Origin of the sequence: Loigolactobacillus rennini DSM 20253, assembly GCF_001436505.1 — a bacterium.
GTDB classification, from domain to species: Bacteria; Bacillota; Bacilli; order Lactobacillales; family Lactobacillaceae; genus Loigolactobacillus; species Loigolactobacillus rennini.
Genome location: NZ_AYYI01000015.1, coordinates 19,534 through 44,399 on the forward strand (window position 1 = coordinate 19,534; position 24,866 = coordinate 44,399).

Consider the following 24,866-nt stretch of genomic DNA (forward strand, 5'->3'; position numbering starts at 1 on the left):
CATTCGGCTTGTTACTTTTGCCTACCATCGCCCATTTAAACGTGCTGGAGCTGGCAGCTGCTTCCGCTTAGCGACGTTTAAGGGGACAATCCGCTTACGCGAATCATCCCCTTAAACTAGGCTAATGCTCAACAGTTCAGTGCATCTTTGTTTTTGCTTAGTACCGCCTGGTTAAACGTGCCCGGAAAGGCAGCTTCTTCCGTCTGCCATGTTTCAACTCGGCGGTTTACGCCGTAGTTGAATGGTCAACGTCTGACGCATCAGAGATTTTCGGAACGAAAATCTTCCCTAATTGCAAAATAGTAGCTACAGCAGCCAAAACATTTGCTCCGCAAATAACTTGTCTGCTTAGGCTAGTACTTAGAAGCTCAGTGCATTTTTGCTATTAACTACCATCGCCTGGCTAAACGTGCTGAAACTGGCAACTGTTTCCGCTTAGCGACGTTTAACGGGACAATCCGCTTACGCGAATCATCCCCTTAAACTAGGCTAATGCTCAACAGTTCAGTGCATCTTTGTTTTTGCTTTGCACCGCCCGGTTAAACGTGCCCGGAAAGGCAGCTTCTTCCGTTTAGCTACAGCAGCCAAAACATTTGCTCCGCAAATAACTTGTCTGCTTAGGCTAATACTCAGAAGCTAACCGCCTTTCCGGGCACTCTTCACTCTTTTAATTTTCCGTTTCTCCTGTATTAATAATGGGTTGGGTGCCGCGGTCTGCTATGATTGATACTAATAGGTTGTTGACTACGCGTAATTTGCGTTCGTCGTCAAAGTTTAATTTATCATTAGCTTCTAGGCGCGATAATGCGTCTTCTGTCATAGTGACAGCACCTTCGACAATAATCTTCCGCGCTGCCAAAATGGCTGATGCTTGTTGTCGTTGCAACATGGCACTGGCAATTTCTGTTGCGTAAGCCAAGTGGGTCAAACGGGTTTCAATCACTTCAACGCCTGCAACTTTTAGCCGTTCTTCTAATTCTGCCGCCAGCTTTTGGGACACCTCAGTGGTGTTTCCTCGCAACGTGATTGCTTTTTCATCGCTAAACGTATCGTAAGCATACCGGCTAGCAACGTGTCGAATTGCCGCTTCACTTTGAATTTGGACAAATTCTTCATAATGATCCACGTTAAATAGTGCTTTAGCTGTATCTACTACGCGAAAAACAATCACCGCTGCAATTTCAACTGGATTACCTTGTTCATCATTCACTTTTAAAATATCGCTGTTAAAATTACGTACCCGTAATGAAATCGGGTATTTATACGTCAGCGGCAGTGTAATAAACAACCCACTTTCTTTCAATGACCCAATGTATTTACCAAAAAACGTCACTGCTTTGGCCTCATTAGGGGCAACAATAGTCACGCCACTGGCAAATAAAAGTGCGATCAACACTAAAATGCCGCCACAAATAGTTCCAAAAGCCTGTGCTGCTGCAAAACTAGCCAATGTCCACCAACCTGCTAAAATTAGCCAAACTAGTAAAATAATTAACCCAATGTAGCCATTAATGTACCATGCTTTCTTTTCAGTCATCCTGATCTCTCCATTCATATTGTGCCCGCTGGCCACCGATTAATTTTGGCCGGCTGCGTAAATAAATTGTGTGAGCGGCACCAATGACATCAATTTTTGTCCGCACTGGTACTTGGACAAATTTAACATGCATGCCAATGGCAGTATCACCAATATCCATGCCAGCTTGTGCAGTGATGTGTTCAATTTCAACTGGATCCATGAATTGTTCAAATGCCGCGACTTGGGCAGCTCCGCCAGCATGCAAAGCTGGGACAACTTTGACAACTTCCCAACCATGTGCCTGCGCAACTTGGCGTTCTACCGCTAATGCACGGTTAATGTGTTCACAGCCTTGGACGGCTAAGTGGATTTTCTGCGGTGTCAGTAATTCGCACAATGTTTTCACCACCGTCCGGCCAATCGCTAGACTGGAATCCTTGCCAATCTGCTGGCCGTGGATCTCACTTGTACTACAACCTAAAACAAAAACATCACCAGGCTGTAAAGCATCTTGTGCTAACAGTTCAGAAGCTCCCTGTCGCGTTTGCGCGGCAATTTTTTCGATATCCATCATTTACCCTCCCATCATCAGTATACCTATTGTTATTTAAAATTGTTTACTCATTCACATTATGCACGCTGCCAAGCGCTGGGTCAACAGATGACTAGACAACTTAGCAAAACGCGGTATAATGGATAGCGCATTTAAGAAGGTGATAAAATGAAATATACAAAACGACACCGGGAAAATACTAAACAGCGAGAGCAGACCTGGTTAAAATTTAAAAAACAAGTGAACCAACTCAGCGCGCACAAACGTGGTGTCCGCCGAAATGGACATTAAAAGCTGTGGTCAAACAAAGTTTGCCACAGCTTTTTTGTTACCTAATTTTATTCTCCAACCAACAAATCTTCTAGTGTTGCCAAAACACCATCATGTTCAGCGTCTAATTCTGTAATGCGCTGTGCTGCTTTCTGTACTTCAGCAGCTGCATTTTGCATGGCATAACTGCGACCAGCTGATTTTAGCATCGCAATATCATTGGTCCCATCGCCAAACGCCACAGTCTCAGCGGGAGTAATTTGCCAATATTGCTGCAAAAACTTTACTGCCGCTGCTTTGCCCACATCAGCACGAACCAAATCAATCACACCATAACCACTATCATGTGCCACTAATTGGCCAGCAAAATATTGATTTAACGCAGCAACATGTTGTTGCGGCTGCCCACTTGTATAAGCTAGGCTAATTTTTTTAATTGGCGTCGTTACTTTTTGCAAGTCGACAGCCTGTAAATTAGCATAAAATTGACGAGCTTGCTGCAGCAGAGCTTCTGGGACACCACGGCTAGTATAAGATTTTGTACTACCAGTTAAAATAATATAAGCCTGTTGTAATAATGGTGGTTGAGCTTGATAAAGCTGCAAAAAGTCAGCTAGCTGTTTAGCTGATAATGCACCATCAAAAATTTGTTTTTGCCGCCAATAAATCGACGCACCATTTTCAGCCACATAAATGAGATTATTAGCAGATACCGGTGCCATCACGTCACGTAAATGCCGGTATTGGTTGCCACTGCACACAGCAAAATAAGCATGGTGCTGCGCTAGCCGCTGCAATAACTGATTTAGCCGGGAATGATCAAATTTTTGTGCGGCATTAAGTAATGTGCCGTTCATATCGGTCACCACTAACTTAATCATCTTGCACCCCCTCACGTTCGTTAAATTTATTTTACCGCACAGCCGCACAAGGTAAAACATAACAAAAAGATTTAAGTTAACACGGTCACTGTTTAACTGGCTTATTTAATCTTTAAAGGCCGCAATTGCTTTTCAATTTCCGACCGTTCCACACCTGCCTGTAGTAAGGCTGCCGCAGTATAAGCCCCTTCAATTAACGCCACGTCATACAGGTAAATTGGTTTATTACTAAATTCTTGAGCCATTTCTAAATTCATCTTGGCACTACCCAAATCATAAAACGCCAATAATTCGTCTGCTTTATTTGCTGCAACAGCTTGCTGGATTTTATCAACACTGGTGCCAACGCCGCCATCATCAGTACCACCAGCTACGGTTACGGGGACTTGGGCAGCTGTTTGACTAATCAATTTTTGCACACCTACCGTAATGTCAGCTACATGCGAGACAATTAAAATTCCTAGGCTCATTTGTCCACCCCAGTCTTTAATAGTTCTGTGAAGAGGTAACCACTAGAAACAGCGCCTGGATCAAGGTGACCAACTGATTTTTCACCAACATAAGAGGCGCGTCCCTTAGTGGCTTGCATCTCTTTAGTAGCTTGAACAGCTTGATCAACAACTGCTTGATCTAATTCACCTGCTTGCGCGGCAGTGACTACTGGCGCCCAGACATCAACCATGGTTTTTTCACCTGTTGTTGCACTGCCCCGTTTTTGAATGCCAGCTAAGCCGGCTGCCAACAAGTCAGGTAACGCTTGGGTCTTTTGACTGGTTTTAGCCATTTCTAAAAAAGCAGTTCCGTATAACGCACCAGAAGCACCGCCAACTTTACTAACTAGCGCCATTGCAATTGTTTTTAAAGCTGCGGTTAAATCAGTCGGTTTATTTTTTTCCAAGGCAGCTTCAATTGCCGCCGCACCCCGGGCTAAATTATTACCGTGATCGCCATCACCAATTGGGGTATCCAACTGGCTTAAATAAGCCTTTTTAGCTTCAATAACCTGATCAAAACCATGCAACCAGTTTAATGTATTTTCTAAAGTTAATGCCATTTAAATTGTCCTCTCTTTAGTGCATTATTATTTTTGCGTCCAAGCAATAGTGTCCACTGGGTATTGTAAAGCTTGTAACCATTTGGAATCAGCTAATTTAAATAACGTTAAAGAAACGCCCGCCATATCCAATGACGTTAAATTGTTACCCACTTTAGTAAAATCAATGTTGACTTTATCCGCTGCCAATTGATCCATTACATTATGGGTGAACACATATTGTTCCATCAGTGGTGTTGCGCCCATGCCGTTGACTAATAATGCAAAGTGATCACCAGCTTGGTAATGAAATTCTGCTTTTAACCGGTTTAGCAATTCACTAGCCAAAGCATTGGCTGGCTGCATTTTTTCTTTACGGTAACCTGGTTCACCGTGAATCCCAACACCGTATTCAATTTCATCATCAGCTAAAATAAAGCCAGGCTTACCCACTTCAGGTACGGTCGCACCAGACAGAGCCACCGCAATAGTTTTAATATTAGGTTTTACTTTCTGCGCTAAAGTTGCAAGTTCATCTAGTGAAGCACCCTGGTCAGCTGCCGCACCGATCACCTTGTGCATGAAAATTGTCCCCGCAACACCGCGGCGTCCCTGAGTAAAGGTACTGTTTTCAACGGCAATATCATCATCTACTACAATTGATTTAACAGCGATGTCATCCATTTCAGCTAAATCTTTGGCCATGTCAAAATTCATCACGTCACCCGAATAATTTTTAATAATCATGAAGACACCTTTGCCGTGATCAGCTGCTTTGATGGCCGCATAAATCTGGTCAGGTGTCGGTGAAGTGAAAACTTGTCCTGCAACGGCTGCAGATAGCATCCCAGGACCCACAAAGCCGGCATGTGCTGGTTCATGGCCACTGCCACCACCACTGATAACCCCTACTTTACCAGCCATCGACGCTTCATCATGCCTAACTAACGCTTCAGTATCAGGCAATTGCTTCAAGTGTTGCGGATAAGCCTGCACTAAACCAGCCACCATTTCCGGCACAATATTTTCCGGATCGTTCATAATCTTTTTCATAAGCGCTACTTCCCTCCCTAAGCTTTCAACATACAACTTCAGTATAACTTTTTCTAAAACCAGTGACAAGCCAAATGCCTACAATCATGGTTACCGAAATGACTTGACAACGATGCCGTTTTTCTATACAGTTAAAGCTAAATAGTATTATATGTCATATAATATAGTGAGGTGTATAAACATGGGCATCCCGATCAGCTCAGAATTACTGGATGGTTGTGTGTTAGCGCTGTTAGCTGACAAGGATTATTACGGCTACCTGATTACGCAACAAATTAAACAGACTATCACCATTTCAGAATCAACGTTGTACCCCGTTTTGCGCAGGCTTAAGAAAAATGGTGCATTAGAAACTTATGATCAGCCCTATAAAGGTCGCAACCGCCGCTACTACCGAATTACTCCGGCTGGTACCCAGCGCTTAGCCGAAATCCGTTTAGATTGGGAAAGTTATAAGCACCGTGTTGATTGGTTATTAAAAAAGGAGGGAACGGAAAATGACGACGCAAGCTTACTTAGATAAATTTGCTCATTTATTAAAAGAACTCTCCCCTGATGAATTAAATGACGTTCTGGAATATTATCAAGAGTACATTTTAGATGCAGGGTTACCAGATTATACTGCCGTCGTACAGCAATTAGGCACACCGCAGCAATTGGCGCGAAAAACCCTTGCTGATTACTCAATTCAGCGAACACAAGTCTCTAAAGCCAGCCCCAGGCACAATGCACATTTAATCTGGCTCATTTTACTGGCATTATTCGCTAGCCCCATTGCGTTACCTTTGGCAGCCGTTGTGTTAGCCTTTTTAGTGGCTGGCATCGCTGTGGTTATCGCCATCATTTTTACGGCAATCATGTTGGTTGCGGCATTATTCTTAGCTGGTGGCTTTTTACTAATTGCCGGGATTGCGGTGTTATTCCAATCATTTATCACTGGCATTTTTTACATTGGTACTGGCCTAATCGGTTTAGGTGCAGGCGCATTAGGTTTATTGTTCAGCTACTTAATCGTCAAATTGTTACTACAATGGGGCGCCGCACTGATTAAACACATCTACCGTAAAGTCAGAACACCTAAGCGGAAGGGAGCCAATCACTAATGAAAAGAATTGCAAAATGGGCCACCATCATTCTAATTATCGGCTTAATTTTTGCCGGTTTAAGCGCCGCATTTGGTGGCGTTCGCGCCATTACTTATGATCATGGATTTCACATCATTAAAACGCAAACACAAAGTAAACAATTAGGCCGCATTGACCAAGTTAAAATCAATAGTGGCGCCGCAGATGTGACAATCACACAAGGTAAGCGCGCGGCAATTAAAGTGCAAGGCGATGTCACTAATGCCGCTAAAATTCGTCAAAATGATGGCACATTAACCGTTAACCAAACTAAAGACCTACCACACATCGGTTTTAGTTCAGATGAAACAATACCGCAAATTAAGCTGACTTTGCCAAAACGACGACTGGCCCAACTAAATTTGTCATTGGATAGTGGCAACTTAAAACTGCAAAACATCACAACCCAACAACTTTATTTAGATCTAAATGGTAATGGTTTTACCGCTAACCAACTCAAAGTCACTGGCAATGGCCAAATTACCACCGGTGGTGGCGACGTTAAATTGACTAACACGACCTTGACTAAAGTTGATAGTTCTAGCAGCTTCGGTAATATCAGCATTAATAATAGCCATTTAAACCAATCTAAACTAAGCAGCGATGACGGTGACATTGAGATTGAAAACAGTCGTTTAACTGGAATTACAACATTAGCCACTGACAACGGTGATATTGCTTTGACTAATAGTGATAGTACCGGTTATCATTTGCGCAGTAAATCTGGTGATATTCATTTCCGTGACCGTACGCAGCAATCCTCTTATTTAAAACACCCTACCGCTGCTAATCGAATTAAAGCCACAGCACAAACTGGTGATATTAAAATTGAATAACAAAAAACTGAACCAGCAGCTATCTTGCTGGTGAACGTTTACTACTATCATGATGCACAACTATCAGTTTAGTCATTAAAAGGGCTGTCCCATAATCAAATTATGGAGCAGCCCTATTTTTTGCTATTTCTCTAAACTTATCGGGTCTTTTTTGATCTTTAAGCTTGCCGGCGCTGCTTCATCGTGAGCCGATAATTGAACCAACTTGCCACTAATGCAATCGCGGCCAGCAAGGTAATTAGCCAATAGTCCACCGTAGCACCCTGTGCCGTTGTTACTTGTAAACTGCCGGGCTGTAATTGATAAATACCAATAACAGCAGCAAAAATATTGGTTCCCAACGAACCTGCATATTGTTGAGACATGTTAAACGCGGCATTAATATCCGCTTTTTGTTCAGATTCGACTTGAATACTAGCATGACTGATAGTATTTCCAAAAGCAAAATTGAAGCCCAAACGCAACAAAAAATAAAAAATCAGCAGTAACCAAACGGTTAAATGGCGGTCCAACACCACAAAAGCCAGCGCGCTCAATACAAAAATCACGTGGCCGATCACAATGGGCAAAGGCGTCCCGACGCGATCCATCCAACTACCTGCTAAAGGCGCAATAAGAACACCTAACAGGGCACCAGGCAGTAAAATAATCCCCGCCACAAATGCATCTTCTTTTAAAACATATTGCGCGACTTGTGGTACCACAAAAGAAAAACCAATATTGATAAATTGCAACAAGAAGTAGCCTAATAAACTCCAAGTGACAATTTGATGCCGAAAAATCGAAAAATCAATTAAATGACGGGAGGAATGGCGATTATAATAATAATAGGCTACTAACGTTAACCCGCTTAAAAGCAGCAACAGCCAAAATTGCCAACTAGTAAAACTAACCTTTGCCGCTCGGTTAAAGGTCAACGACAATAAAATCAAAAACAGGCTTAAAAGTCCAAAACCCCAGCCATCAAAACGATCTTGCGGATTGACTGGCTTTAAGTCTAAATTAAAATATCCCAGAACAAAGACCACCAAAATTAAGGGGAAAAGTAGCCAGAAAATTAACCGCCAAGACCACAACGCGGTTAAAAAGCCGCCATAAGTTGGCCCTAAAGCTGGCCCCAGTGCAATAATCATCGCTGCCATACCATTATAGGTCGCTAATCGTTGTTGCGGAACAGACGTTAAAATAATATGGAACATTAACGGCGTAGCCAAACCGGTCGAAAACGCCTGAACTAAACGACCCAGTAAAATCACACTAAAATTAGGTGCAACTGCACTGAGCAAATTACCTGCTGTGAAAAAAATCACGGCGACTAAAAATAATGTTTTGACTGAATAGCGTTTAATTAAATGGGCCGAAGCGATCATCGTCATGGTGACTACCAATAAATAGCCTGTAGTTAGCCATTGAATGGTCGCTAAATTAACGTTCATTTGTTTGGTCAACGTTGCAAACGTCACGTTTAAAGACGTTTCAACTAAAACGCCCATAAAACTCAATAATCCAGTTGCGACAATACCCAGTACGGTTGCCCGTGAAAGCCGTTGTTGCATGTCATATCCCTGCTTTCCATTTCACAAACATCATGAATTCAGTCTACCACAGCTGTCAGTCAGAATGCATATGTTTATTGTCCAAAATGAAAAGCGACCTGAAGCGACAGTTGTCACTGTCAGCCCAAGTCACTTTAAACTAGTTTATCCTAAGCTTGCTCCTTTACTGCAAGTTTAGCTTTAGCAGGAACGATTTGTTGCGGCAAAATTTGGTTGAGTGCAATGGCTAAAATGGCACTGACGGCAACTGGCGAACTCAATAAATACTGAATGAGTTGCGGCGCTTCTTTGGTTAATTGTTCTGGAATTAAAATCAACGCCAACGTCATAATGATTGGAAGGCCAATGATATATAAATCCCGTTCCGCAAACTGCTGCTGCCGAATCACTTGCAAGCCACTCAGCATAATAGTTGAACAAATGATGGCAAAAACGCCGCCGATAACAGGAGCTGGAATCGCCGCTAAAAAGGCTGCTAATTTACCAATAAAACTAAAGCCGATAAACCACACACCAGCTGCTATAAAAGCACGCTTACTAGCCACACCTGTAATGGAAATCACCCCTGCATTAGTCGAATAACCTGTCATCGGTGTGGAACCTGCCAGCGCGGCGATTAAACAGCTGAGCCCTTCACCGATAATCCCACGATTCCATTGTTTATCTGTCATCGGTTCTTGTAAAATAGCGCTCATCGCAAACCAAGTACCAGACGTTTCGGTCAATAAAACAGCGTAAATCACGATCATGGTTAAAATAGCCGAAAGCGAAAAATGAAAACCGTAATGCGTCACCGCAAAACTAGGTAAGCTAAACCAAGGTGCTGTCGCAATGGATTTAAACGAAAAACGCCCCATGCTCGCGGCCAATAAAGAACCACCTAACAAGGCAATAATGATCGAACTGACTTTAAATGCGCGGGCTAAACGAGGAAACCGTAAACTAATGGCAACACAGGTCACTAAAATCGTCGCCGTCACCACGCCTAATATGACATTTTGGTTAAGGTTACCGCCAGCTTGGAAAATATTGTCATTCAATGCGGAAGGAATTAACGACAACCCCACTACCGTAATAATGGTACCGCCGACTAATGAAGGCACCAAATACCGAATGATTTTTTGAAAGAAGCCAGATAGACCAAATAAGATCACTAAAACCGCGCCCACTAACAACGAACCAAATACGGTTGCTAAACCATGCTGGCCGCCACCGTTTGCTAAATAAATCCCAGCAATCGCGCCGATAGGAACAAAGGAAGGCCCTTGCGTCATCGGCATCTTCATAAAATACCTAGTTTGCAAAATGGTGCCGATTCCAGCAGCAAAAAAGGTTATTTGAATCAAGGCCATTTTGGCATCCATACTCATTGCCAATAAACCAGCAATAATAAACGGCGGGACATAAACATCCATCGCCAAAACATGTTGTAAACCTAATAACGTTGCCGTGTGCGCCTTAATCGCTTCATCTGGTCCGACGATTAATCCTGCTTTATTTGCCAAATCCATTCACTCCAATATTCGTTTTTTAAACAGATTAAAGCTAAATTAGTTCCGAAAAATAAGTAAATAGCGCTATTTACGAACAAAAGGAATGAAACTAGTATAAAATTAATTTCAAGAATGATCAAGGGGAAAATTAAATAATAATTCGGATTTTGCAAAACAATGTATTTTTAAGTTAATTACCTTTATATTGTTATCATAAAACAAACGCTAACTTAGGAGGAATGATCATGTCACTTGAAACTAAATTAATGCAGCGCCTGCAGGCAGCAGAAAAGGAAATGATTAGCATCCGCCGGCATTTACATCGGCACCCAGAAATTTCCTTCCATGAAAAAGAAACCGCTCATTACATCAAACAATTTTACCAAGGACTTGACTGCCAAGTTCGTGATTGTGGTACTGGTTATGGTATCATCGTGGATATCATTGGCGGCCATTCAGGACCTAAAATCGCATTGCGCGCGGATTTCGATGCGCTAGCCATTCAAGAAGATAATGATTTACCATTTAAATCCGTCAATCCCGGCGCCATGCATGCTTGTGGGCACGATGCGCACACAGCTTATTTATTAGTTCTAGCTAAACAACTCATTGCGTTAAAAGCCGATTTGCACGGCAGTGTGCGGATTCTTCACCAACCAGCCGAAGAAGTGGCCCCCGGGGGTGCTTTAAGCATGATTAAAGCTGGCTGTTTAACGAATGTAGACCGGGTGCTTGGCTTACACGTGATGTCATCCATCCCTACTGGTACTATCGGTTACCACCAAGGCGAAACGCAAACTGGCCGCAGTAATTTTACCGTTAAATTTATTGGAAAAGGCGGCCACGCGTCAATGCCGCAATTGGCAAATGATGCCATTGTCGCCGGCAGCTATTTTGTCACTTTACTGCAAACGGTTGTCGCCCGCCGCTTGGATCCTTTCGCGACAGCTAGTGTAACTATTGGCTCTTTTGACGGTGCTGGTACGTTCAATGCGATTAAAGCAGCCGTTACCTTAAAAGGTGATGTGCGTGTGATGCAAGAAAGTACGCGACAATTAGTTCACCAGCAAATTGAACAAATCATCCGCGGCGTAGAAACTACTTTTAACGTTCACGCAGATTTAGACTATGATGATAATTACCCCGTATTATATAATGAGCCGCAATTAACCCAAAAAGTCGTCGCTGCTATACAACACGCTGCTATTCCGGAAATCAAGCACATCACCGATTGCGGTCCGCAAGATCCCTCTGAAGATTTTGCTTACTATGCACAAAAACGGCCCAGTTGCTTCTTTTACGTTGGTTGCATGCCGGATGATCAACAAAATCATCCCCATCACAGTCCCAATTTTTTACTAAATGAAGCCGCCTTACTGATTGCTGCTAAAGCCGCTGGCACCGCTGTTTTAAACCTTTTAGCACCAGAAAATTAAAAAAATGCTCGCTGCCATTAACCACCATGTCACTTTGGTCATAAATGGTCCAGTAAGCATTTTTAGTTAACGACATTACCGTTGACGCACATGCTTTGGTGACCCGTTAGCAGCACCTTTAGGCCAGCGTTCAAATGTATAGGCCATTTGCCAAAAGGCGTATTCAAGCTGGCTGCTAATGCAAAGGGCTTGCACCATCGCCTGTTGCTCCGCTACCGAACTTTTTTGATACAGGCGGTTAATCACCCGACAAGCTTGCTGTAATTGCGCCGCTGCCGTTTTATCCGCGTAGGTTGCAATCCACTGCTGGTAAAGTGGATCCGGTGAGCCGTGCTGATTTAAGCGCACCCCAATTTCATGGTACAGCCAAGAACAAGGCAACGCCGCGGCAAAAGCCGTATTCGACGTGCCATCAATTAATTGGCGGTACATGTGTGAAACATAATGATAAGCTGTGGGTGCCACCGGCGTTTGCGCAACCTCTTTATCTGTAATCGCTAACTGCTTGAAAAAGTCCCGCCGCACCGCAAGTTCACCAGACGCTAAGCCTTTCGCTTCTGCCACCATCAAATCAGCTACCGCTTTATCCGTAGTCTGCTGTGCAATCAAAAAATGTAAGCGGCTAAAATGTGATAAATAATACTGATCCTGGATTAAATAATAGCGAAAAATTTCCGGTACTAAGTTATCGCTTTCCAATTCTTGAATAAAAGGATGCTGGAAACTTCCCTCCCAATACGGGGTAACCTTTTGCCGCACTAATTTTGTAAAAAGCATGCTACTCCTCCTAGCTAAAATAGTTAAATAGCCATTGGGATAAGCCGCTTAAGTTAATCAGAAGCAATCGCTGTTACACAAGCAAATCATTGACTAATCTGCTTGCTGAGACATAATTTGCACCCTTACCCACTAAAAATGACTATTCCAGCACTTAGGGATAGTCTTTTACTCAACAAGTCACATTTCCCTCCGTCAGTTTTACTGAATCAGGTTCAATGGGTATCATCTCAGCCGTTGCAGCACCCCAAATGTTACTATTTAATTATCTTTACTTTAACATAATTAAGCGCTTTCTACGACCGGTGCTAAAGCCAAAATGGAAACAAAGTGGCAATAATGGCAGTGGCATCATACTTTAGCGCCTGTTTTTTTAGCTGTTGCTGCAATAACGCAATGGCCGGTGGCATAGCTTGTTTGTGAACCGACTGGTAAAGGGCTAACTTTTGGTATAACTTGCTTGCCACTAAAGCTGCATCGCCACTGCGGTTTAATCCACTAGCTGCTTTTAATAAATAATCTCGTAAAATCGGCAAACGCTTGACCACTGAATCAGAATAAGCGGCGCTGAGTTGCGCCATTAATTGTTCGGCTTTTGCTTGCTTAGCCATAACTGCCACACTCCTTTTGGGATCCAAGTACAGTGTAACATTCAATCAAAACTCCCGATGATATAAAAAACATCGCAAAGTAGTCAACTTCTTCCCAATTTTAAATTGAATTTGTTCAGTTCCAGAACGCTGAAAACCGCGGTGCTCATAAAACCGATAATTGTAGTTATCGTCTGTGTATAAATAAAGCGCCTTGCCAGCCACTTCACTTTTCAACGCATTCAGTAAAAATGTGCCGCTTCCTTTGCCCTGTGCCTGCGGATCCACCGCAAAAAAGTTGATTTCACCATCAGACTGATAATGGCGCCGGTATGCCGCATAAAGTGCTTGATTAGCTTGGGCATAGCGATCAACCCCACCAGCAAAAACATGCTGTAAAGTTTCCCACAGCCACACCTTTACCTGACGCCAACGACTAAATTGGATCTTAGGCTGGCCTGTCAAATCTGCCATTAAAACACCCACTAAATGATCACCATCATACACCGCTAATACATGAGTTGCGCGATTGAGCTCAGAATTAAAAAAATAGTGACCATAGCGCTTTAACAGCCAACTATTTGCGAAGTAACGCTCAAAATGCATCCCTACAATCGCGTACTGTACTGCTTGCTGATAATCTTTTTCTGTAATGGCTGTATTCTTAATGGCATGTTCATTCCTCCGCGTTATTTTTGTTAGTCTACAATGACCAGCAATGCCAACACAAATTTAGTGCTAAAAAATATTGGCCACACTAAATTGGCGCTGACATGTTCAGCTATTATTTTCGCCGCGTTCTGCTTTAGCCGTGCGCGTCACTTTTTGAACAAAGCGCGTTTTCTGTGCGGTATAACCATCACGATCATGCTGATAAGGTACCCAAAGAGATAACTTTAATTGTTCGTATTTTTTTGCCACTTTGGGGTGTACCTTCAAATAATCACGAAAATATAATTCATCATCATCGCCAAAACAACGCAAGTGCAAATGGAATACCCGCTTAGCAAAACCAGTAGGCAAATAACCCTTATTAAAATCGATACGGTGCTTCGTTTGTGCCATGCAGAGATAGCCATGTTTAAGCAATCTTGTTTTAATTAAGTCATGTTCACTTTCTGGCGCCGCTAACAAAATATCAATGATCGGTTTGGCCCAAATGCCCTGAATAGCAGTACTGCCAATATGTGCAAGGAAAACATTCCTTGGCAAAAAAGCTGCAAGCGATCGCTTTTCTGTTTGGTACCAATCTTCCCAGTAGGCTTGATGCGGCGTCAATTGAATGGGAAACAACTCCCATAATTCTTTAAGTGACATTTCTGATAGTGATTTAGTCATTTAATGTTTTCTCCATTCTGATCGTCTATTGGCCCCATCTATGTTTTTAGTTAAATAACTTCAGAAACAGCTAGCTCCTTAACACGATGTCCCTTTCTTAAACGCCAAACACGTCTTACTTGTTCTTTTTGTAATAGCCAAAAACAAGCCTGAACATATTTTCCATTCATTGTCCAATTATCTTTTCGCGGAGTAATGTCAAAAATGCGCTGCCAAGATTGTGCTGTGACTATTTTTTGCTTCTCTGCTGGTAAATTATCGAATCAACGCTCTTTTTCTTCCCATTCTTTTTCATTAGTCGCATCATTATTGTACCAATCATTTAATACAAAATGCCAAGCAGAAAAATCACTTAGTAAAATATCTTCCTCTGTAATATCTAATTCAATGCATACTTGATCGGCATAATCGTGTCGTTCCCTAAAATCGGGACGCCGGTGAGTGAAGTTTTGTCTATACCAAGCCCAAATCGGATACGTCACACCTGCTGGCGCTGGTCCAACTTTAGCCCGTAGCTGCTCAGTCATCCAAGTATAAGCTCGCTGAAAAATACGATTACTCTCTAAAATAGTGGAATTTAAATTATCAGACTTTTGTGGGTCACAGCTCACACTACCTGTGCGCATTAACTTTTGATAAACCACATAAGGCTGATTTGTCCACACAATCATCTTGTCGCCAACCTCTATCCATAAAAATTTCTAATTGCTAGGTTATTATAAATTTAGTATCAGTAATATTCAATAAATGATAACAGACAGATGATTAAAAAAATGCACATTTTCAGTCGTTAAGAAAGAAAACGTACACTTTTATTGTTGTTAGATATTACTGGAACTAAATTTAGTTATTTTTTGCATTTTAACCTCGTCACATTCTCAACGTATTAAAGGTAATTCGACTAAACACTTTATCCAGCCTGAATCCTAATATCTAGCTCACCATAGTATTTATAATATATACTCAACTTAAAAAAACTTATCTTTGATTATTTTTTATAATAATCTTTGAACCAATTTTATTATTGATTTGCGATGACAACTAGCAACAACTAAATATAGTAATAATTTGTGGAAAATATTAAATACCGATTTGTTGTTTAATTAGCTGTGTTATTACACTACTGGCAACACTAGAAACGAATGTTAGTGAAACACTAGAAAATTTGGATAACACTTTTTTCGTATCTTTCCACACTGAATCATCCCTAATATTATCTAGAAATTGATGTCCTTCAAACGTTAAATTACCGGGGATTATCTCAGTTGGCATATTATCTCCCCAGCTAGCCTTACCGGTTATATAATTAGCTTCTTTTAATTTTGTTATCGAATAAGCGATCTCATCTAGATTAACATATCCCCTTTTAGAAACAGATGCTAATAGCTCCTTCCCATCTGGCCCAGAAATGTTTTCATTTGATTCAATAGCTAGCAAAATATGCCGAACTAAATCATGATCTAATTTCATTAATCAATCTCCTATTTTACCATATCAGAAACTTGATCTATAAAATCAAAAACATCTGATATCTTTATAATAATATCTAAGAACTACTGTTATAAGAAAATTTACTTATTTTTCCTAACATAATTGTAATTTAAATTATGAATTTGTCACTCACAACTTCAAATATTTTATTGTGATCCTCATCTCTTAAAAAATTACTACTGTGAACTAATTTTATATGGGGATATCAATCATTTAAGGCCATAAGTTCAGCTTGTTCAACCACTGTATTCACAGCTTCAGGAGCAATGTCAGGTGGATAACCATATTTTCTAAGAAGATGTTTTACTGCCACACGCATTTTTGCTTGAATATTCCGCCGTTTTTCCCAGTCAACCCCAGCTTCTTTTTTGACTAATTTAACTAATTCTTGTGCGATCAAATGCAGCTTTTCTTCACCTAGGACTTCAATGGCTTTCTCATGATCCGCTAATGCATCATAAAAAGCTACTTCTTCTTGATTAAGGCCTAAATTTTTTCCCCTTTTCTGCTCAGCATTGATATTTTTAGCCATTTCAATAAGCTTACGAATAACTATTTCACTAGTAATACCACGCTTATTGTATTCATCAATCGACTTTTGAAGCATATCTTCAAATTTCCCAGATGTCACTTTGTTGGTTTTCATCATTGCTTTAATCTGACCCTTTAATAATTTTTCCAATAAAGTAATTGCGACATCTTGTTCTGGCATATTGTTAACTTTTTGCAAAAATTCATCTGAAATTAAATCAACGCTTTGCCTTTTAAGACCTAAATCATTATATATGTCAACGTTTGGCTCAGAAATAATAGATTGATCTAATAACTGCTGCATCTGGTACTTTACATTGGTAGATTCTCTTGAATCTCTTGATGTAATAGGTTGTTTTAGCTTTTGAATAAACACCTTAACTGTCTTAAAGAACGCAATCTCTTTTCCATATGCCTGTACTTCAGGCTGAGTAGAGGTTAACGCATAGGCCTTTTGTAGTTCTGTTACAACATCTAAAAATTTCTTTTGTGTATCTTCGTCTTCATGTAGAATTTCATTAGCTACCTGTCGAGTAACCTTTAATCGTATTTTGCCATTTTTGGAATCAAAGCCAGAATAATCAACTCCATACAAAAAATCATTAGTGATGATATCGTACTTTTCTTTTAGAAGGGCTAAAGCCTTATTCATATTAATCCCAACTTGCCCTCGGTCTTCTGTAGAATAAACATTTAATGCGGTCTTTAAATTTTCCGCAATGCCAATATAGTCAACAATTAAAGCACTATCTTTATCTTTAAATACTCGATTAACACGGGCGATTGCTTGAATCAGGTTATGCCCTTTCATTGGTTTATCAACATACATAGTATTCATCGCAGGTACATCAAAACCTGTCAACCACATATCAATCACAATAACAATCTGTAATTCATCATAGTTATCCTTCATCCTCTTTTGAAGAACTCTTCGATCTGCTTTACTAGTTTGAAATTTTGCCATCTCAGGTCCGTCAGCAGCAGATGAAGTCATGACAACTTTAATTTTGCCCTTATTAAGATCATTACTTTCCCATTCCGGCTGAATATTAACGATTTCGTTATAAAGGCGCACAGCGTTTCGACGAGACATCTCGACAATCATTGCTTTGCCGAATGTTTCCTTTTGTCTGGCTTCAAAATGATGAACAAAATGTTTAGCTATACTTTGTAAACGTGGTTTTGCCCCAACTAAAGCCTCCAATCGTGAAAATTCTCGACTACGTTGAACATTAACCTCAAGATTAGGATCATCATCTAAATGAGCATCTCTTAGAAGCTGCTGATATTTAGCTTGAGCGTCTCCTTTTAATTTCAAAGGAAAGACATGACTCTCATAATAAATCTTAACGGTGGCATGATCGTTTACCGCCTGAGTAATATCATAAACATCAATGTAGTTACCAAAAACAGCAACCGTTGATTTATCTGTTGTCGAGATCGGCGTACCTGTAAAACCAATAAAGGCAGCCTTAGGCAAAGCGTCACGCAAGTATTTTGCATAGCCATAACGTAAACCATTATTTGTGAATTTTGGCTCTAGTCCATACTGACTACGGTGTGCTTCATCAGCGATAACAATAACGTCACTACGATTAGTCAAGACTGGCATTTCCGTTTCACCGTTTTCAAAATTGGGCGAAAACTTTTGAATAGTTGAAAAAACAATGCCGCCAGACTGCTTATCCATAAATTTACGTAATTCAACACGTGATTCAGCATGCTCAGGATTTTGACGTAAGAATTCATGGGCCGCAGCAAACGTGTCAAATAACTGATCATCCAAATCATTACGGTCATTAATCACTAACATCGTTGGATTATTGAGCTTTCGAGCCACAATACTAGCAAAGAAGACCATCGATAAACTCTTACCTGAACCAGTCGTATGCCATACAACCCCAATACGCTTATCATTTGGATCAGCGATAGTTCGTTTAGCAGCATTAACTGCTTTATTCACCATATAGTACTGGTGGTATGCGGCTAAAATTTTAATGGTATTATCGCCATCAGTTTCAAAGATAATGAAGTTTTTAATCAGATTAAGCAAGTCTTTAGGATTTAGCATATACTTAATCATCGTTTCTAGTTGAAGATCATCATCTTCTGAAATATTTTTGGGAGCTCTCCAACGCATGAATCGATCAAAACCAGCGGTTAATGAACCTGCTCGTGAATTAATACCATCCGAAGCGATCAAAATTTCATTATACTTAAGGTATTCAGGTATTTCTGCCTTGTAGGTTTGTAACTGACGATAACCATTTTCAATGCTGACATTAGGGTTACTAGCATCTTTGAATTCAAACGTAACAACTGGTAACCCATTTATAAAGATAGTCGTATCAGGACGCCTCTCGCGGTTTCCTTTGAAGGTAAATTGATTTGTTGCAATAAACTCATTATTTTCAGCATGATCAAAATCAATAGGATATAGAACCTCAGTCCTATCTTCACCTTTTTTTGTTGTCCTGACCCTGATTCCTTCAATTAATAACCTGTGAAAATAATGATTGTTAACTATCATATCAGGATTATCAGCTAATCGGCTCAGTTGTCGAAATGCTTCTCTATAGATTTCATCTGAATATCCTGGATTAAGTCCACGAAGTGCCTTTTGAACATTATCGGTCAAAAGAGATACTGAATGGTCATTATCTCTCATCGCATCAATTTCAGGATTTGGTGATGTAAGACTTGGACTTTTATAAACATCGTATCTAACCTGCTTTAAGGTAGCTAAAGCTAGATTTTCAACATCAGATTCTAGTAAATAACCTTTTGACATGATGTATAACGCTCCTTTCTTTTATTTAATTGAATAAATGATAATTTAGACGCGGTAATGACGATCATTTTTGAAGAACAAACCAATAATGATAATTTTTCTAAAGCGGCTTTAACAGATATTGCTACCTATAAAAATGGATTGGCAATGCAAAAATATCGACCCAATGATGATGAGCAAAGTTTACCGGTGCTTAAGATTAAAGAATTAAATCAAGGATACACTGATGATTTTTCAGATAAATGTTCAGCAAAAATTGATAAGAACGTAATTGTAAACACAGGCGATATCATATTCTCATGGTCTGGGACACTGCTTGTAAAAAACTGGACAGGTAAAACTGCTGGGTTAAACCAGCACTTATTTAAAGTTACTTCAAACGATTACCCTAAATGGTTTATCTATGAGTGGACTAAATACCACTTACGTAAATTTCAGTCAATTGCAGCTGGAAAAGCGACAACCATGGGGCATATCAAAAAAAGTGATTTAAAATCTTCGAAGGTCCTTATACCTAATGAAAATAGATTTAAAAAATTAGACGTTATAATGAAACCACTTTATGATAAACGAATTGAGGTTATTAAAGAAAACCAACGGCTATCGGAGCTCAAACATATATTACTAAAAAAATACTTCTAAACTACTAAATTATCATTTATGTGTCTATTTAGACGTATTTTCTTCTCAATAAGCATAATTGGACTATACTTTCTATATTGTTCTTCCTTAGAAGGAAAATCAAATTCATAATTAAGGATGGCTTTTTTATCACCACGTGGCATCTTCGTTCCCTTAGAAGTTGATACAACATATTTAAAAAAATGATCACTTTGTAAAATGCAATATAAGTACTCATCTAATACATCTGTGTTGTGCGCCCGAAAACATAGCACATCGCTAGATCTAGTCCCGTCTCTGTCAGCAAACCAAACTTTCTTAAAATAAGGCCGGATATTTGACATCAAAATATCACCTTTTTGGTAATAATTGACTGTTTTTGCCTTTGGCAAATTATCTTTACCAAACTTTATTCCACCACGATTTGGCAACATATTATCCGTACTAACATAATTAGTAGTATTAGCTTCTTCTATGCCCACTCGTGACTTAATAAGCTGAGCACAGTCACGTAATTTCACTCTCACATTAAATCACCCTATATACTTTCTATGTGCTATCTTCACATTCTGCTGTTTAACCATTGCATAATGCAACGTAGTATCAATTCTCTTGTGACCCAATAATTGTTGTAGTTGTTCTATTGGCATCCCCTTATCTATCGCTGTTGTTGCTAAAGTTCTTCTGAACTTGTGCGGATACACTCTTGATATTCCTACTTTTTGACCCAGATGCTTAAGTCGTGCTTCTACTCCGCCAATCGTTAGTCTTGTGTACTCCTTATATAGTGAAACGAATAGGGCAGGTTCATTATCACGTCTATTACTTAAATATTTTTGCAAGTGTAACTTAGTCCGAGCATCAAAGTAAGCAATTCGTTCCTTACTACCCTTGCCGAATACTATGCATTCCCGTTCTTCAAAATTAATATCATCACGGTTCAATAACACTAGCTCGCCCACTCGGATCCCAGTTGAAGCCAGAAGATCAATCATCGCTAAATCGCGAATCTGGGTACAATTATCACGGAGCTTTTCTAATTCTTCATCAGAATAGGTTTCTTTTACCGTCGTCGACACCTTCACTTTGTGAATCCTGCGCACCGGACTTTTGACAATATAGTCTTCATCTTCTAACCAATTAAAGAAGCTAGACATGATCCGTCTGATATTGTCGATCGTAACCTTACTTGATTCGTGAACTGCTTGATAGTTAGTTAAATAATTCCTTAACTCATCGGTCTCGATTTCTTTGGCATTTTTACCGATTGAATCCAATGCTTTAGTAAGTGTCGCTTTGTAGTATTTTAATGACTTTTCCGAACATCCTTCTGTCCGCTTAGCAGTAAAATATTTCTTTAATAACAAGTTATTATCATCTGAATCATTTTTAACAGCAGTAGTAGATGCAAGACTACCAAGAATACCCTTTAACCGCATCAATTGTTGGTTATTTAAATATGGCAACATTTCTCTAACTACTTTATCCACTTCTATTTTCTGCATAGTCAATATCTCCGTTTTTAATACCATTACACCACACAGAATTAGTTTATAGGTGAATAAATGATAATTTAGTTGTTTAGAAGTATTTGTTTAGTAAAGATTTCTTTAACTGAATTAGTTTCCTATTTTCGCTGTAATTTGCATGAATCTGCTCAAACATTGATCGAGCAATATTACTAAAGTCATCCAACATGTCTTTTGTGTTAGGTATTTTAATTTCTATGTTGCTAAAATCGGATTTATTTAAATTCCTGATGGTTGTTCCACCACTACCAAGATTTCCAATTTTATTTTTTAGAGATCTCAATTCAAGGAATACCCAGTAAGTGTATTTATCGTCAAGAATTAATGAATTGATCTGCTGATTGGTTTGAACGACTCCGCCTGCTAATGAAACAAGCCCGGGTGTCCCAATACAGCTAACCATTATTGTATTAGTAGGTAGATATTTACTTTTTTGCGAATTAGCTCCCAATGCAGAAAGATTTTGTGTCGTTTCATCTACAAATACTTTATTATGCATATCTGGGATTTTAACAAAGGGAACATCAGTACCATAGTTTTCTTTAACCTTTGTACTAGGAGTTTTCCCCGTAATAATATATTTTGCCAATGATTTTAAAGTGATTTTTCGACTAATATTATTTCTATACTGATTCCAAATTAACGATATTAGCTCAAGTAAATTATCATTTAACCTATTGTTGTGCTCTATCTTTTGAATAATAGGATTCAACCGGGAAACAACTTCATATTGCTTATTAAGTTCTGGAATGTCAACTTCAAGCTCCTTCATGGTCTTTCCTGAAACCTCTTTAAAAGTCGATCCAGAAGCAACCTGCTCTAATTTATCTTTACTATTTAACATTAAATAGTAAAGATAATCTGGAAGTACTTTTGAGATATCAGGCACAATATTCTTAAAGCCTTGATTCGTCGTTAGAGTATCTCCAGCCATCGCTACATATCCTATTGGTGCTCTAGAACTCACTAAAATGCTATTAGTGGGCATTGATCTGGCACTCGAATGATCCAATCCCAGTCTAGATATATCCCTTCGCCCATGAAAAATATATTTCCTATGGTACCTACTAAGGTCTTTAGGAGTAATCCATCCTATGCCGTTTTCAGCATAGTACTCAGAATGTTTAGTAGATGGAGTGCCCCCACCAACTATCTTACCAATATCCTTTAGTTTATATTTCATATCCAAGCTCCTTCAATACATCCTTAATCTGAGCCTGCAATCTATCACTCTCTTCAAATTGCTCTTTCAATTCACTCGTGAGCCGTTTCATTTTAACTTCATATGGTTCACCATTATCTTCTTGCTTAGCAAGGCCTACGTAACGACCAGGAGTTAACACATAGTCGTTTTTAGCAATTTCATCTAACTTAGCAACCTTACAGAAACCTGCAATATCTTGATATTTTTGATCATTAGTCCCTCGATAAGCATGATAGGTATCTGCAATCTTCTTTATGTCTTCTGTGTTAAAGGCGCGATGGGTCCGGTCAATCATTTCACCTAGATTGCGCGCATCAATAAACAGCGTTTCACCTTTTCGTGACCGTTCATCTGCTGATTCCTTATTCATATCAATAAACCACAGTGAAACAGGAATCCCTGTAGAATAAAACATTTGGCTTGGTAAGGCTACAATCGCATCAATCTTGTCATCCTCTAAGATAGCCTTCCGAATCGTAGCTTCAGCACCTATTGAAGTTGATAAAGCACCATTAGCTAGAACAAAACCTGCTTTACCATCCGGAGCAAGCTTGCTGATAATGTGCTCAATCCAAGCGTAGTTGGCATTCCCTTCTGGAGGTACTCCGTACTTCCACCGAGCATCTTCTTTTAACTTATCGCCACCCCAACGCTTAACGTTAAATGGTGGATTAGCCAAAATATAATCGAAGCGTTCACCTTTATGTAAATCATTAGTAAAGGTATTCCCTTGGTGAGGACCAAGGTTGTTGTCAATCCCTCGAATGGCCAAGTTCATCTTAGCTAATTTCCAAGTAGTAGGATTCGATTCCTCACCGTAAACAGACAAGTCACCAATATATCCTTGATGTTCCTGTAAAAATTTATCTGATTGAACAAACATCCCGCCTGAACCGCAACATGGATCATAAATCCTACCTTTATAAGGTTCAATCATCTCAACCAATATACGAACAATAGATCGAGGTGTATAGAATTCTCCGCCTTTTTTCCCTTCACTAGAAGCAAATTGATTCAAAAAATACTCATAAACGCGTCCAATAATATCTGATTGTTTGGCTTCTTCATCACCTAAACTAATATCCGAAATCAAATCAACAACTTCACCTAAACGAGCTTTATCTAAATCAGGTGAGGCATAGTTCTTACTGAGTACGCCACGCAATGAACTATTTTTCTTTTCAATCGCATCCATTGCTTTGTCAATAATTTCACCGATTTTTGGTGTCTTAGCCGATTGTTGAATTAGGCTCCAACGAGCTTCTTTTGGAATCCAAAAGATATTTTCCGAAAGATACATATCCGGGTCTTCTGCATCTTTTGGGTAATCGCCTTTTAATAGCTCTTCACGTTTTATCTCAAATGAATCAGACACATATTTAAGAAAAATGAGTCCTAAAACCACATTACGATACTCAGAAGCATCCATACTTCCTCGCAATGCATCAGCCGTTTTCCACAGCTTGTCTTCAATGTTTAATTCTTTTGATTTCGCTACCATTCTCGTAACTCCCTCGTAATTTCCATAATATAACTAGTCTAAAATTTCAAAAATTCAAGTGATACATTTTTACCTTTTAATCTAAATGAAAGAACCATTACCATTTTCAGACCTAACCACATTAATTTCTGCTTTATTAAAATCAATATCTAGTAAATGTTCTAAGTTTCCCACATATTGTTTAATCCAATTTACTTTAGTTGATAAAAAGGTTGGATACGTTTTCTTATGTTCCTCTAACAACTCTATTATATATTTTTACAAACTATTTATTATTACTAAAAAGAAGTTGAAAAGTGTACTCTTTATGGTCATCTTTAATTAGCTAATATCAATATAAAATCTTAACAGTATAATCTTGTCAATTTAATCAAAGACCAGTATCAAATCAATTATACCAAAATTATTTGTCAGGCTAAAAAACAACATTTAAGTCTACTAGGTTCACTGAATAGAATAAATTACTTAATTAGTACTTTCCCAATGTAATATTTAATTAAAAACATCCTTTAACAATCACTAGTAAGTGAAAAAATTCTCACAGTTAGCCTATCTCTTATTTCTTTATAAGAGACTCATGATCTTGTACACTGTCTTTCCGAAGAAAACATAATCTATTCTTAAAAAATCTAAACAAACTACATAAAAGTATCCACCAATTTAATTCTATAGCAGAAAAAAGTGTACTCTTTCCAATCATCACAACAGAAAAAGCACACCTTAAATTATCATTAAATGT

At 39.4% G+C, this 24,866-nt stretch carries 24 protein-coding genes, 1 pseudogene and 1 riboswitch; of the genes and pseudogenes, 6 read left to right on the plus strand and 19 right to left on the minus strand.

The genetic code is table 11. The features are described from left to right. Positions 1-667 precede the first annotated feature (667 nt). Positions 668-1,537: an SPFH domain-containing protein gene (locus FC24_RS02215; protein ID WP_057873245.1), complete on the minus strand. Its 870-nt coding sequence runs from the start codon at positions 1,535-1,537 to the stop codon at positions 668-670. Continuing rightward, on the minus strand, positions 1,530-2,093 hold the full coding sequence (locus FC24_RS02220) for a TIGR01440 family protein (RefSeq protein WP_057873246.1): 564 nt from the start codon (positions 2,091-2,093) through the stop codon (positions 1,530-1,532). Before FC24_RS02220 ends, FC24_RS02215 begins: the two co-directional genes overlap by 8 nt. A 147-nt stretch (positions 2,094-2,240) precedes the next feature. Here FC24_RS02220 and FC24_RS11865 point away from each other — a divergent pair, with 147 nt between their 5' ends. Further along, on the plus strand, positions 2,241-2,363 hold the full coding sequence (locus tag FC24_RS11865) for a hypothetical protein (protein WP_268872294.1): 123 nt from the start codon (positions 2,241-2,243) through the stop codon (positions 2,361-2,363). Between the two features lie 47 nt (positions 2,364-2,410). Here the strand turns inward: FC24_RS11865 and FC24_RS02225 are convergent, their stop codons facing one another. The 4 genes from FC24_RS02225 to dhaK form a co-directional block, all read right to left on the minus strand. Continuing rightward, a complete protein-coding gene (locus tag FC24_RS02225; RefSeq protein WP_057873247.1) occupies positions 2,411-3,223 on the minus strand; it encodes a Cof-type HAD-IIB family hydrolase in 813 nt (270 codons plus the stop codon). Between the two features lie 101 nt (positions 3,224-3,324). Next, positions 3,325-3,693: a dihydroxyacetone kinase phosphoryl donor subunit DhaM gene (gene dhaM / locus FC24_RS02230; protein WP_057873248.1), complete on the minus strand. Its 369-nt coding sequence runs from the start codon at positions 3,691-3,693 to the stop codon at positions 3,325-3,327. After that, complete coding sequence (gene dhaL / locus FC24_RS02235) at positions 3,690-4,277, minus strand: dihydroxyacetone kinase subunit DhaL (protein WP_057873249.1); 588 nt, start codon at positions 4,275-4,277, stop codon at positions 3,690-3,692. Before dhaL ends, dhaM begins: the two co-directional genes overlap by 4 nt. A 27-nt stretch (positions 4,278-4,304) precedes the next feature. Beyond that, complete coding sequence (gene dhaK, locus FC24_RS02240; protein WP_057873250.1) at positions 4,305-5,309, minus strand: dihydroxyacetone kinase subunit DhaK; 1,005 nt, start codon at positions 5,307-5,309, stop codon at positions 4,305-4,307. A gap of 181 nt (positions 5,310-5,490) precedes the next feature. Here dhaK and FC24_RS02245 point away from each other — a divergent pair, with 181 nt between their 5' ends. The 3 genes from FC24_RS02245 to FC24_RS02255 are packed head-to-tail and all read left to right on the plus strand — an operon-like array spanning position 5,491 to position 7,269. Next, positions 5,491-5,832: a PadR family transcriptional regulator gene (locus FC24_RS02245; RefSeq protein ID WP_057873251.1), complete on the plus strand. Its 342-nt coding sequence runs from the start codon at positions 5,491-5,493 to the stop codon at positions 5,830-5,832. Beyond that, complete coding sequence (locus FC24_RS02250) at positions 5,807-6,412, plus strand: DUF1700 domain-containing protein (RefSeq protein WP_057873252.1); 606 nt, start codon at positions 5,807-5,809, stop codon at positions 6,410-6,412. Before FC24_RS02245 ends, FC24_RS02250 begins: the two co-directional genes overlap by 26 nt. After that, a complete protein-coding gene (locus FC24_RS02255) occupies positions 6,412-7,269 on the plus strand; it encodes a DUF4097 family beta strand repeat-containing protein (protein ID WP_057873253.1) in 858 nt (285 codons plus the stop codon). The genes FC24_RS02250 and FC24_RS02255 overlap by 1 nt, the downstream gene beginning before the upstream one ends. Before the next feature lie 158 nt (positions 7,270-7,427). Here FC24_RS02255 and FC24_RS02260 read toward each other — a convergent pair whose 3' ends face one another. Both FC24_RS02260 and FC24_RS02265 read right to left on the minus strand, forming a co-directional pair. Then, on the minus strand, positions 7,428-8,825 hold the full coding sequence (locus FC24_RS02260) for an MFS transporter (RefSeq protein ID WP_057873254.1): 1,398 nt from the start codon (positions 8,823-8,825) through the stop codon (positions 7,428-7,430). Between the two features lie 149 nt (positions 8,826-8,974). After that, on the minus strand, positions 8,975-10,330 hold the full coding sequence (locus FC24_RS02265; RefSeq protein ID WP_083485608.1) for a uracil-xanthine permease family protein: 1,356 nt from the start codon (positions 10,328-10,330) through the stop codon (positions 8,975-8,977). A gap of 233 nt (positions 10,331-10,563) precedes the next feature. Between FC24_RS02265 and FC24_RS02270 the strand changes: the two genes are divergently transcribed. Then, entirely contained in the window at positions 10,564-11,754 is a 1,191-nt protein-coding gene (locus FC24_RS02270) for an amidohydrolase (RefSeq protein ID WP_057873256.1), read from the plus strand. Between the two features lie 75 nt (positions 11,755-11,829). Here the strand turns inward: FC24_RS02270 and tenA are convergent, their stop codons facing one another. From tenA to FC24_RS02305, 7 genes and pseudogenes are all read right to left on the minus strand, one after another. Continuing rightward, positions 11,830-12,531, minus strand: coding sequence for a thiaminase II (gene tenA / locus FC24_RS02275; RefSeq protein ID WP_057873257.1), 702 nt, complete (start codon positions 12,529-12,531; stop codon positions 11,830-11,832). A 170-nt stretch (positions 12,532-12,701) separates the two neighbouring features. After that, positions 12,702-12,791: riboswitch (TPP riboswitch) on the minus strand. Positions 12,792-12,839: 48 nt separating this feature from the next. Next, positions 12,840-13,142, minus strand: coding sequence for a bacteriocin immunity protein (locus FC24_RS02280; RefSeq protein ID WP_057873258.1), 303 nt, complete (start codon positions 13,140-13,142; stop codon positions 12,840-12,842). A 45-nt stretch (positions 13,143-13,187) separates the two neighbouring features. Further along, a complete protein-coding gene (locus FC24_RS02285) occupies positions 13,188-13,727 on the minus strand; it encodes a GNAT family N-acetyltransferase (RefSeq protein ID WP_057873259.1) in 540 nt (179 codons plus the stop codon). Between the two features lie 171 nt (positions 13,728-13,898). Continuing rightward, positions 13,899-14,459 carry a GrpB family protein gene (locus FC24_RS02290; RefSeq protein WP_057873260.1) on the minus strand — a complete coding sequence of 187 codons (561 nt, stop codon included), beginning with the start codon at positions 14,457-14,459 and terminating at the stop codon, positions 13,899-13,901. A 50-nt stretch (positions 14,460-14,509) separates the two neighbouring features. Further along, positions 14,510-15,130, minus strand: a pseudogene (locus FC24_RS02295) (DUF3841 domain-containing protein). A 409-nt stretch (positions 15,131-15,539) separates the two neighbouring features. Next, positions 15,540-15,929: a DUF2513 domain-containing protein gene (locus FC24_RS02300; protein ID WP_057873261.1), complete on the minus strand. Its 390-nt coding sequence runs from the start codon at positions 15,927-15,929 to the stop codon at positions 15,540-15,542. Between the two features lie 226 nt (positions 15,930-16,155). Further along, positions 16,156-19,272: a type I restriction endonuclease subunit R gene (locus FC24_RS02305; protein WP_057873262.1), complete on the minus strand. Its 3,117-nt coding sequence runs from the start codon at positions 19,270-19,272 to the stop codon at positions 16,156-16,158. A 57-nt stretch (positions 19,273-19,329) separates the two neighbouring features. Here FC24_RS02305 and FC24_RS02310 point away from each other — a divergent pair, with 57 nt between their 5' ends. Further along, entirely contained in the window at positions 19,330-19,914 is a 585-nt protein-coding gene (locus FC24_RS02310) for a restriction endonuclease subunit S (protein ID WP_083485607.1), read from the plus strand. On the opposite strand, the gene FC24_RS02315 is transcribed toward FC24_RS02310, so the two are convergent. The 4 genes from FC24_RS02315 to FC24_RS02330 all read right to left on the minus strand — a co-directional run bounded on the left by FC24_RS02315 (position 19,911) and on the right by FC24_RS02330 (position 24,127). Then, the gene (locus tag FC24_RS02315; protein WP_057873264.1) at positions 19,911-20,420 is read right to left on the minus strand and encodes a restriction endonuclease subunit S; all 510 of its coding nucleotides are present in this window, start codon (positions 20,418-20,420) and stop codon (positions 19,911-19,913) included. The two genes, FC24_RS02310 and FC24_RS02315, sit on opposite strands and share 4 nt — an antisense overlap. A gap of 6 nt (positions 20,421-20,426) precedes the next feature. Beyond that, positions 20,427-21,398 (minus strand): site-specific tyrosine recombinase/integron integrase, encoded by a 972-nt coding sequence (gene xerA / locus FC24_RS02320; RefSeq protein ID WP_057873265.1) that lies wholly within the window; start codon positions 21,396-21,398, stop codon positions 20,427-20,429. Positions 21,399-21,474: 76 nt separating this feature from the next. Then, complete coding sequence (locus tag FC24_RS02325) at positions 21,475-22,605, minus strand: restriction endonuclease subunit S (protein ID WP_057873266.1); 1,131 nt, start codon at positions 22,603-22,605, stop codon at positions 21,475-21,477. Further along, complete coding sequence (locus FC24_RS02330) at positions 22,595-24,127, minus strand: class I SAM-dependent DNA methyltransferase (protein ID WP_057873267.1); 1,533 nt, start codon at positions 24,125-24,127, stop codon at positions 22,595-22,597. Before FC24_RS02330 ends, FC24_RS02325 begins: the two co-directional genes overlap by 11 nt. Positions 24,128-24,866 lie beyond the last annotated feature (739 nt).

What these genes read in the sequence shown, in the direction of transcription:
- FC24_RS02215 (WP_057873245.1), bottom strand. Translation starts at nt 1,537, where the DNA reads ATGACTGAAAAGAAAGCATGGTACATTAATGGCTACATTGGGTTAATT.
- FC24_RS02255 (WP_057873253.1), top strand. Translation starts at nt 6,412, where the DNA reads ATGAAAAGAATTGCAAAATGGGCCACCATCATTCTAATTATCGGCTTA.
- FC24_RS02245 (WP_057873251.1), top strand. Translation starts at nt 5,491, where the DNA reads ATGGGCATCCCGATCAGCTCAGAATTACTGGATGGTTGTGTGTTAGCG.
- FC24_RS02305 (WP_057873262.1), bottom strand. Translation starts at nt 19,272, where the DNA reads ATGTCAAAAGGTTATTTACTAGAATCTGATGTTGAAAATCTAGCTTTA.
- FC24_RS02310 (WP_083485607.1), top strand. Translation starts at nt 19,330, where the DNA reads ATGACGATCATTTTTGAAGAACAAACCAATAATGATAATTTTTCTAAA.
- FC24_RS02225 (WP_057873247.1), bottom strand. Translation starts at nt 3,223, where the DNA reads ATGATTAAGTTAGTGGTGACCGATATGAACGGCACATTACTTAATGCC.
- dhaK (WP_057873250.1), bottom strand. Translation starts at nt 5,309, where the DNA reads ATGAAAAAGATTATGAACGATCCGGAAAATATTGTGCCGGAAATGGTG.
- FC24_RS11865 (WP_268872294.1), top strand. Translation starts at nt 2,241, where the DNA reads ATGAAATATACAAAACGACACCGGGAAAATACTAAACAGCGAGAGCAG.
- FC24_RS02290 (WP_057873260.1), bottom strand. Translation starts at nt 14,459, where the DNA reads ATGACTAAATCACTATCAGAAATGTCACTTAAAGAATTATGGGAGTTG.
- dhaM (WP_057873248.1), bottom strand. Translation starts at nt 3,693, where the DNA reads ATGAGCCTAGGAATTTTAATTGTCTCGCATGTAGCTGACATTACGGTA.
- FC24_RS02285 (WP_057873259.1), bottom strand. Translation starts at nt 13,727, where the DNA reads ATGCATTTTGAGCGTTACTTCGCAAATAGTTGGCTGTTAAAGCGCTAT.
- FC24_RS02330 (WP_057873267.1), bottom strand. Translation starts at nt 24,127, where the DNA reads ATGGTAGCGAAATCAAAAGAATTAAACATTGAAGACAAGCTGTGGAAA.
- tenA (WP_057873257.1), bottom strand. Translation starts at nt 12,531, where the DNA reads ATGCTTTTTACAAAATTAGTGCGGCAAAAGGTTACCCCGTATTGGGAG.
- FC24_RS02250 (WP_057873252.1), top strand. Translation starts at nt 5,807, where the DNA reads ATGACGACGCAAGCTTACTTAGATAAATTTGCTCATTTATTAAAAGAA.
- FC24_RS02300 (WP_057873261.1), bottom strand. Translation starts at nt 15,929, where the DNA reads ATGAAATTAGATCATGATTTAGTTCGGCATATTTTGCTAGCTATTGAA.
- FC24_RS02280 (WP_057873258.1), bottom strand. Translation starts at nt 13,142, where the DNA reads ATGGCTAAGCAAGCAAAAGCCGAACAATTAATGGCGCAACTCAGCGCC.
- xerA (WP_057873265.1), bottom strand. Translation starts at nt 21,398, where the DNA reads ATGCAGAAAATAGAAGTGGATAAAGTAGTTAGAGAAATGTTGCCATAT.
- dhaL (WP_057873249.1), bottom strand. Translation starts at nt 4,277, where the DNA reads ATGGCATTAACTTTAGAAAATACATTAAACTGGTTGCATGGTTTTGAT.
- FC24_RS02270 (WP_057873256.1), top strand. Translation starts at nt 10,564, where the DNA reads ATGTCACTTGAAACTAAATTAATGCAGCGCCTGCAGGCAGCAGAAAAG.
- FC24_RS02325 (WP_057873266.1), bottom strand. Translation starts at nt 22,605, where the DNA reads ATGAAATATAAACTAAAGGATATTGGTAAGATAGTTGGTGGGGGCACT.
- FC24_RS02220 (WP_057873246.1), bottom strand. Translation starts at nt 2,093, where the DNA reads ATGATGGATATCGAAAAAATTGCCGCGCAAACGCGACAGGGAGCTTCT.
- FC24_RS02260 (WP_057873254.1), bottom strand. Translation starts at nt 8,825, where the DNA reads ATGCAACAACGGCTTTCACGGGCAACCGTACTGGGTATTGTCGCAACT.